At 40.3% G+C, this 8,237-nt stretch carries 5 protein-coding genes; all 5 read right to left on the minus strand.

What is annotated here, in order from left to right:
* Nucleotides 1-157 precede the first annotated feature (157 nt).
* On the minus strand, nucleotides 158-1,309 hold the full coding sequence (locus tag VKY50_RS06300; protein ID WP_324299995.1) for an alkaline phosphatase: 1,152 nt from the start codon (nucleotides 1,307-1,309) through the stop codon (nucleotides 158-160).
* A 76-nt stretch (nucleotides 1,310-1,385) separates the two neighbouring features.
* A complete protein-coding gene (locus tag VKY50_RS06305) occupies nucleotides 1,386-3,113 on the minus strand; it encodes a RagB/SusD family nutrient uptake outer membrane protein (protein WP_324299997.1) in 1,728 nt (575 codons plus the stop codon).
* A 20-nt stretch (nucleotides 3,114-3,133) separates the two neighbouring features.
* Complete coding sequence (locus tag VKY50_RS06310; protein ID WP_324300000.1) at nucleotides 3,134-6,379, minus strand: SusC/RagA family TonB-linked outer membrane protein; 3,246 nt, start codon at nucleotides 6,377-6,379, stop codon at nucleotides 3,134-3,136.
* Between the two features lie 193 nt (nucleotides 6,380-6,572).
* Nucleotides 6,573-7,526 (minus strand): FecR family protein, encoded by a 954-nt coding sequence (locus tag VKY50_RS06315; RefSeq protein ID WP_324300002.1) that lies wholly within the window; start codon nucleotides 7,524-7,526, stop codon nucleotides 6,573-6,575.
* Between the two features lie 128 nt (nucleotides 7,527-7,654).
* Nucleotides 7,655-8,237, minus strand: a 583-nt coding sequence (locus tag VKY50_RS06320; protein WP_324300004.1) for a sigma-70 family RNA polymerase sigma factor, incomplete at its 5' end; no start/stop codon positions are given.

Consider the following 8,237-nt stretch of genomic DNA (forward strand, 5'->3'; position numbering starts at 1 on the left):
AGACTTTTAAAACACCCTTTATTGCGTTCATTTTTCATGATTAACTTGATTTATATCGATCAATTCAAAGTACGAAAACACTTTTGGACTTTCCTCTCTTACCTCCATATTCGCTACGCTGTATTTCAGTAAAGAGAGAAAATCCAAAAAATGAAGTTTATTGAGCCATTTCTATGGCTTGTTTTATTTTGGTATACACCTGAGTATTCTGGTAGATACCTCCAAAGAGCTGCTCCCCTTTTCCTTTGGCAAAAATCGGAATCAGTTCACCGGTGTGTTGATCAGTAGTAAAATAAACCTGTACTTTGGTAGGATCCTCCGATTTTTTATTTGTATTGGGATCTACATCATAATACTTTCCTACTGCAACTCCTCCGGTTTCATGATCAGCCGTAATGACCAATAAGGTGTTTGGATTCTTCTTCATATAATCCAAAACAACACCGATGGTTTTATCAAAATCAATGGTTTCTTGTATTACCATCTTATCATCTTTTGCGTGGCCTCCCCAATCGATATAAGATCCTTCAACCATTAAAAAAAACGGAGCTTCCTTTTGGTCAAAATAGTCCAACGCCATAGCCGTTGCATCACCAAGATAGCTTCCGCGACCATCAACTACTGAAGCAATAGAAGTCTCAGCCAATAAATACCCATTTTTCTTCACCACATCATATGGACTCAGCCCAAGGGTATCGATTTTAAAGCCGTTTTGTTCCATTTGATCGATCAGGTTTTTTCCATCCTTTCTATCGGTGAAATACTTCCAACCACCTCCAGCAAAGAAATCCACCTTACCCATGGTTAAATCCATGGCGATCTTCTCATGCATATCCCGATCAATGACATGAGAATAAAAACTTGCAGGTGTGGCGTGAGTAATACTAGTTAAACTAATTAAGCCAGTTTGATATCCTTTGCTGTCCAATTCTTCTAAGATGGTTGTAACACTAACGCTATCCTTATCAACACCGATGGCACGATTATAGGTTTGTTGACCTGTAGCCATTGCGGTGGCGCCTGCGGCAGAGTCCGTGATGGTGTGACTGCTGCTGGAGGTTTTAATAAAGCCTATACTGGTAAACTGCTCGAAATTAGAAATGGTGTCATTAAAATAAAAGGAAGTCGAAATCTGAGGTACCCCCATCCCGTCTCCGATCATAAAAATGACACTTAACGGTTGGTCATTACTTTGATCACTTGTTGCGGAGTTAGAAACCACAACGTTTTCTCTTTCCTGGTTTTCACTACAAGAAATCAAACTACCCATTACAAGAGCTGTTAGTGTGATTTTAATATTAAAATTCATTGAATAAGGTTTTTTAAAAATTGTTATTCAAGCGGGTATTTTACATAAAATACCCGCTTTTGATTAATTACTGAACTTAATAGCCTTCATTTTGAACCAAGTAGCCTTCTGTATTAGAGGCACCATCAATGGCCGATTGCGGAATTGGAAATAAACGATGTCTGATATCGGTATCACTTTTCTCCGTCCAACTATCCTCATAATGACCAAAACGAATCATATCTGTTCTTCGGGACATCTCCCAATAGAGTTCAAAGCCACGTTCTCTGTATAATATATCCAAGTCGATACTGGTAAGTGCTGCCGGAATTGGTGCTCTTGCAACTCTGGCGGTACGCACAAAATTAACATCGGAAAGTGCTCCTGCAGCATCGCCATTTCTTAATTTAGCCTCCGCTCTCATAAGGTAAATTTCCGCATAACGCAACAGTACCAAATCCACATCACTATAGTTATTCCCATTAGGAGAACTATGACTGAACTGGTATTTTGAAACCCTGTATCCACTGGCATACCCATTATTGGATTGAAAGTCTATTTCCAAAGTGTGATCTACATAATACTGCATATCAGCCTCTCGACGTTCCCCAACTGGATAAATCCTATAACCGCCATCACAGGTATAAAAATTCCCATCTGCATCCTTTCTCGGAGCCCATGGAGTATCGCGAAGAATCCCGCGATCGATCTCAAACTCCTCTGCCGATACACAAATAAAGTGATCGGAGTCGTTTTGTGGGTTAAGTCCAGTGAGATCCTTTAAATTTTCTGGAACACCTACATTGGCTTGATAAAATCTAGCATCCGCCATAGCCGGATCCACTGCTCCATAGGCATCTACCCATGTCTGATAAAAATCCGGTGTAAGAGCCGGGCCGTCTGTTCCATCGGCATTTGGGTACTCTGGTCTTGGGAACATTGACCCAGACAAAGACCAATAAGCCCAACGGCTATGGTCATTATTTAAAATACCACGTTGATCTAAGGCAAAAATAAGTTCCGCATTGTCATGATTCTCATCATTGAACAGGTCAAAGTATTCAGCAGACATATGATGTTTTCCTGAATCAATAATCGCATTGGTGTACTCAATAACCTTATCCATATCTTGCTTCGAAAAAATAGGAGTTGCGTAAGGGTCTCTATAAACACCGGCGTTCAAATGAAGCTTGGCCAAAAACCCATACACTGCGTTTTGAGTTAATCTTCCCGGTCCCATATCATTATTCATATGATCAACCACCGAGAGAAATTCGCTCTGTAGGTAATCCACAGCCGCTGCACCTCGAAGTATCTCTGAGGTGGCATCAACATTTTGTTTCTTAAAAACCAATCCCCAGCTATCGAGCATGAGCATATTTAAGTAGGCTCTTAAGGCTTTCATCTCGTATAGCCCTTGTCTAGCCTCGGAGTCTGTTTCGGCCATTGGCTCTAAGATTCCAATGGCGGAGACAGTTCTGGAAATATTGGTAGTTAAATAATCCCAAGTTTCTCCAACCAAACCATTTCCTGGGGTAATCTTATGGGTATGCACTTCGATAAACTTCCCACCGTCATACCACTGATCTCCTCCACGGGCAGGAAGGATGGCCTCATCTGAGGCGATGAGTTGTAATCCGTAGTAACGCGTGTGTCGAAAGGTCTGAGGCAGCAAGCCATAGGCCGGGGCTAAGGCTCCGCTGACGATCTGAGCCTGACCACTACCCTTTAGTGACTCATCCAACACTTCTTCTTCCAAATCGCTGCAACTCCATAAAAACAAGCTGCTTACACTTAAAAAAGCTATTATAATTTTACTTTTCATTTGATTGTATTTTTTATCAATTAAAAGGATAGATTAACACCGAAAACAAAGGTTCTTGCCTTTGGATACGTAAAACGATCAATTCCGAAGGTTTGAATATCCCCGGAGACAGTACCTGTATTAACCTCTGGATCATATCCCGAATACTTGGTAATCACAAATAGGTTTTGTCCCGTTACACTGAACCTGATATTTTGAACATACTTTTCCATTCCTAAGAATTTAGGATCTAGGTTATATCCCAGTGTAGCGTTGTTCAATCGAAGAAAATCACCATCTTCCAAATAGCGGGTCGATACCTCATTGGTGTTATTTATAGCCTCCTCTGGATATTCAATAGCCTTATCAGTTGTATTATATGCCAAGGCCAAGTTTCCTTTGGTGAAATTGGACATAGCGGTATGATTGTAAATTTGATTCCCTGTCACCCCATTAAAATTAAGACCAAGATCAAAATTTTTATAAAACAACTTCACGTAAAATGCGTACACTGCATCGGGAATTGCACTCCCTACCACAGTTCGATCATCATCCAGGATCTCCCCATCGCCATTTACATCTCTGAACTCACTAAAACCATTGGCATCGATTCCGGTAAAATCTTTCATATAAAATGCCCCAATAGGCTCACCGTTTAAATAGCCGTTGATGGTAGATCCTGTTTGACCAGCACCTTGCGCTGCACCGGTAGTAAGTACCTTGTATGGAGAATTCTCCACTTGATTTTTTGTGATGGCTAAGTTCCCCCCTATTTGATAGGCAAAATCGTTTTGATCAGCAGTAGAACTATAGTCCAATGATACCTCTATACCCCTGTTTCTAATTTCCATATCTGGAATATTAGTCCAATAGGTCGTTGTAGGTTGAATCGGATCAGAGGGAACCACTTCTAAAAGCACATTTTCAGAAACTTTGTTAAAATAGTCTACTGTACCTGTTAACTTGTTCTCAAACAAGCCAAAATCAACCCCAACATTCAGCTGAGTAGATACCTCCCACTGTATATCAGGATTCGCTAAACGTGTATATACTGTTCCATAGGGGTAATCCTCAATACTATTGATAACCCCGCCTAGTGGATAGGTGTCGTTGTCATTTCTGCTATCAGTATAACTGGCTTGGGTGATTTTCGACGGAATTTCTTGATTCCCGGTCTGCCCCCAACTTGCTCGTAGTTTTAAATTTGTAAAAGGGGTTTCCATCATAAAATCTTCTCTTCCAATATTCCAACCCATGGAGGCCGATGGGAAATAGCCATATTTGTTGTTTTCTCCAAATTTGGATGAACCATCGCCGCGCATAGTGGCCGTAAACATGTACTTATTGGCAAAGGAGTAATTAACACGTGCGAAAAAGGATTGTAATTCATCCTTGACGGCATCCGACCCTCTGGAGAGCTCCTTGCCGGCACCAATTTGATACTTAGGTGCTACACCATTGTCCGGAAAATCCTCATAATCCCACCATCTGGACTTATAGAATGTTTCCTGAAAAGTATAACCTGCAAGGAAGGTGGCATGGTGTTTTCCCAGATCAAGCTCATAGGTCAGGTAGTTCTCTATCAAAGTATTGGTATTGCTTGTATAGGTAATACCCAGGCTTCCAATCTCATCCTCTCTTTTGGTATACGGCAGGTTTTGAACTTCCCTTTCTACATGGGAGTAATCAACCCCAAGGTTTAATCTATAAGTCAAGCCATCAACAATTTCAAAGGAAGGCGATACGTTTGCCAAAATACGATTGTTATAGGCAAAATCACTATACAAATCCTCCCGTATAAGTGCGTTGAATTGATCGCCACTGAGTGTTGGTGTTGGTTCTCCATCGGTATAGGCCGGGAAGGTAGGATTTGAACGCAACATATCCGATACAATGGTAGTTGTAAGTGGTCTATTGTTTTCCGTTCTAGTGGCTGTCAAATTTAAATCAACTTTAAAGCGATTATCTAAAGAAGATTGCGATAAGTTGATTCTACCCGAATAGCGTCTTAAATCACTATTGCGTAAAATCCCTTCCTGATCCTCTACTCCGATAGAACCGTAATATGAAAATTGATCACTTCCTCCACCCATGGAAAAATTGACGTTATTGGATATTGCATCTCTTGTAAATACATCTTGCCAGTTGGTTATAGCACCACCATCGGTAAGTTTACCACCAATTTCACTCACACGTCTTTTAAAGGTATTGGCATGGTAAACATCGATTTTGTTAGCCAAGGAAGATATTGCGGTAGAGACAGAAAGGTTCATCTGCGTTTTTCCTTTAGCACCTTTTTTAGTGGTAATTACAATAACACCGTTCGCTGCTCTGGCTCCGTAAATTGCGGTGGCAGAAGCATCTTTTAATACTTCAATGGATTCAATATCATTTGAATTAATAAAGTTCAACGGGTTATTGGCTAGACCGATTCCTGAATTATCCAATGTAAATCCGTCCACAACATACAAAGGTGTAGTACCCGAGCGTAAGCTCCCAATTCCTCTGATTATAACATCTTGAGAGGCACCAGGCTCTCCACTGACCACCGAGACATTGACCCCAGCAACCTTACCTTGCAAAAGCTGTCCTGGGTTACTAACAATACCTTGGTTGAAAGACTCACTGCTCACAGAGGCAATGGCTGAAGATACGCTCGCCTTTTGCTGATTCCCGTAACCCACCACCACTACATCCTCTAAAAGGGCTGCGTCCAAGACCATCTGAAGGTTAATTGTAGTCTGATCGGAGACGACTATTTCTTGACTAAGGTAGCCCATATAGGAAATTACCAAGGTTGCTCCTTGTTCCACATCGATGGTAAAGTTTCCGTCGAAATCAGTGGATACGCCATTGGAAGTCCCTTTTTCAATAATGGTAGCTCCAGCTAAAGGAACACCATGCTGATCACTTACTGATCCGCGAACCGTTTGATAGACCACCTCAATAATTTCAGGTAGCTCTTTTTCTTCGGCATTTACTGCAATGGTTTGATTAACTCTTCTAAAGCTAATATGAGCATCCTTTGCGAGAATTTCCATAATCCCACGTATGGATACCCCTTGATAATTAAAATCATAGGTATTATCCAATCTCCTGATCTTTCTGTCGTAGACAAATTTAAAGGAGGTTTGGGCTTCAATCTCAGCTAGCACCTGTTCTACACTGGCAGATTCCAAGGATAAATTTATCTTGTAGTGTTGCAATTTTTGTCCCTTAGCCTCAGCAGCTAATACAGGGTTTAAAAGCGCTAGAATTATTAATATACAAAATGATTGTAATGTCAATTTGATCAATTGTTTAATCGTTGGCAATTTCATAGATTTACATCATGTTTAATGGTTATTAATGTAGATAGTTGTTAAGCATCTAGCAGTCTGTTTTGCTCGCCAAAGTGTCTCAGACTGCTTTTTTTTTAATAGTCGTTTATTGCATATTGTAGTTTGTTTTTGTGTTTGTTTGATTGTTTGAAGTAATTAATTAGTCGGTGCAACTACCCGAGAGTAGGATTTCATGCTCGTTTACATACTGGTACCTAAGTCCCTTTTTGGTATAAATAATACTTTCTAATACCGCACCAAGCGGTTCATTTTTATAGGTCGCTGTCAGGTGACAATTCTTTATCAGTTGATTCTCTAGTATAAACTCCACACCATACCATCGCTCGAGAGTGGTAATCACTTGATCCATTTGCTGATCTCTGAACTCAATAACGCCATCTTTCCAAGCAAAGAGGCCATCTGAACTAATGGCTTGTTTTTGTATGTTTTTTGTCTTTTTATCAAATACAGCCTGTTGATGGGCTCCTAAAATCACACCATGCTCCTTGGAGTCAACCTTTACTTTACCTGATTTAACGGAGATCTTTATTTGAGCGTTTTCTTGATAAGAGTTAACATTAAAGGATGTTCCGAGTACGGTGGTTTGAATGTCGTTGGAATGAATTATAAACGGCGAAGTGGGGTCTTTTGCCACTTCAAAAAATGCCTCACCTTCCAATCGAACCTCTCTGGTTTGTCCGACAAATCGTTGTGGAAATTCAATACTACTACCGGAATTTAGATAGACCCTGGTACCATCAGACAATTGCAGGGTTAATCGTTTGCCCCGCTCTGCTGTTTTTACAATCTGTGTAATTTCAAGACTCGCAGGCTGTTGCCACCAGGTATTGTAGAAAACGGCACCCATTCCAATTAAAAGAATGATGGCTGCGGCAACACTTAGCCACGGCAGTCGATTAGTAGGTTTTAAGCCTAGGTTAGAAAAGCGAACCGGAGGATCGGGGAGATTATCATCGGAGCGTAATTTTTGCCTCCGCTCCAAATTCTCTTTTAAAAGCGTACTATCAAAACCCTCTAAAAGCATCTCTTCGCTTTTGGTGAGTTTGCCTTCCAGGTATTTTTTCATTAATCGCTTAATCTGTTTCTCGGTCATTTTTAGGTGTGTTTCAACTATAAGTACCAAAGAAGTGAGGCAACGCACACTAAAAAAACCAGTAATAACGATTCCTTAATCTTTACCCTAAGCTCTTAACGTAGGGTTAAAAATCAAAGGGATTCTATTTAGAATAATTTAACAATAGAGAGCTCCTTTCGCAATTTTCGAAGCGCTAGGGATATATTATTTTCAACCGAGCGTTGAGAGATATTTAAAGAGGTGGCAATTTGTTGATTACTATAATCATTCATTCGACTTAACCGGAAAATTTCCTGGCATCTTTTTGGTAAGTCGGAAAGTATTCGTTCTACCTTTCGATAAAGCGCCGCGAGATCTTCCTCTTGTTCAATAGATGATGGCCAGGACAACGAATGAGCAATTTCGAGCTGGGTAGTATTAAATTTGACGTCTCGCATTTTTTTATAACACTGAAAGCGCACGGCTTTATACAAAAAGGATTTAATGTTTTGAATTTGCAGTACTTTTCTACGATTCCAATAATCAAGCCATACTTCCTGAACGATATCTTTCGCTAAATTATCATCCATTACAATAGAAGCCGCGTAGAGGTACATTGGCTCCCATAAAAGCTCAAACAACTGATTATAGGCCCTATAATCAGAATTAGCTACGGCCGCGCAAAGCGATTCTAAAGTATTATTTTCTTGCATGATGCTTTTTAAAACAGTAGAAACTTCTCTCCTGTTA

The sequence above is a fragment of the Galbibacter sp. genome (genome assembly GCF_035306585.1).
Classification (GTDB): Bacteria; Bacteroidota; Bacteroidia; order Flavobacteriales; family Flavobacteriaceae; genus Galbibacter.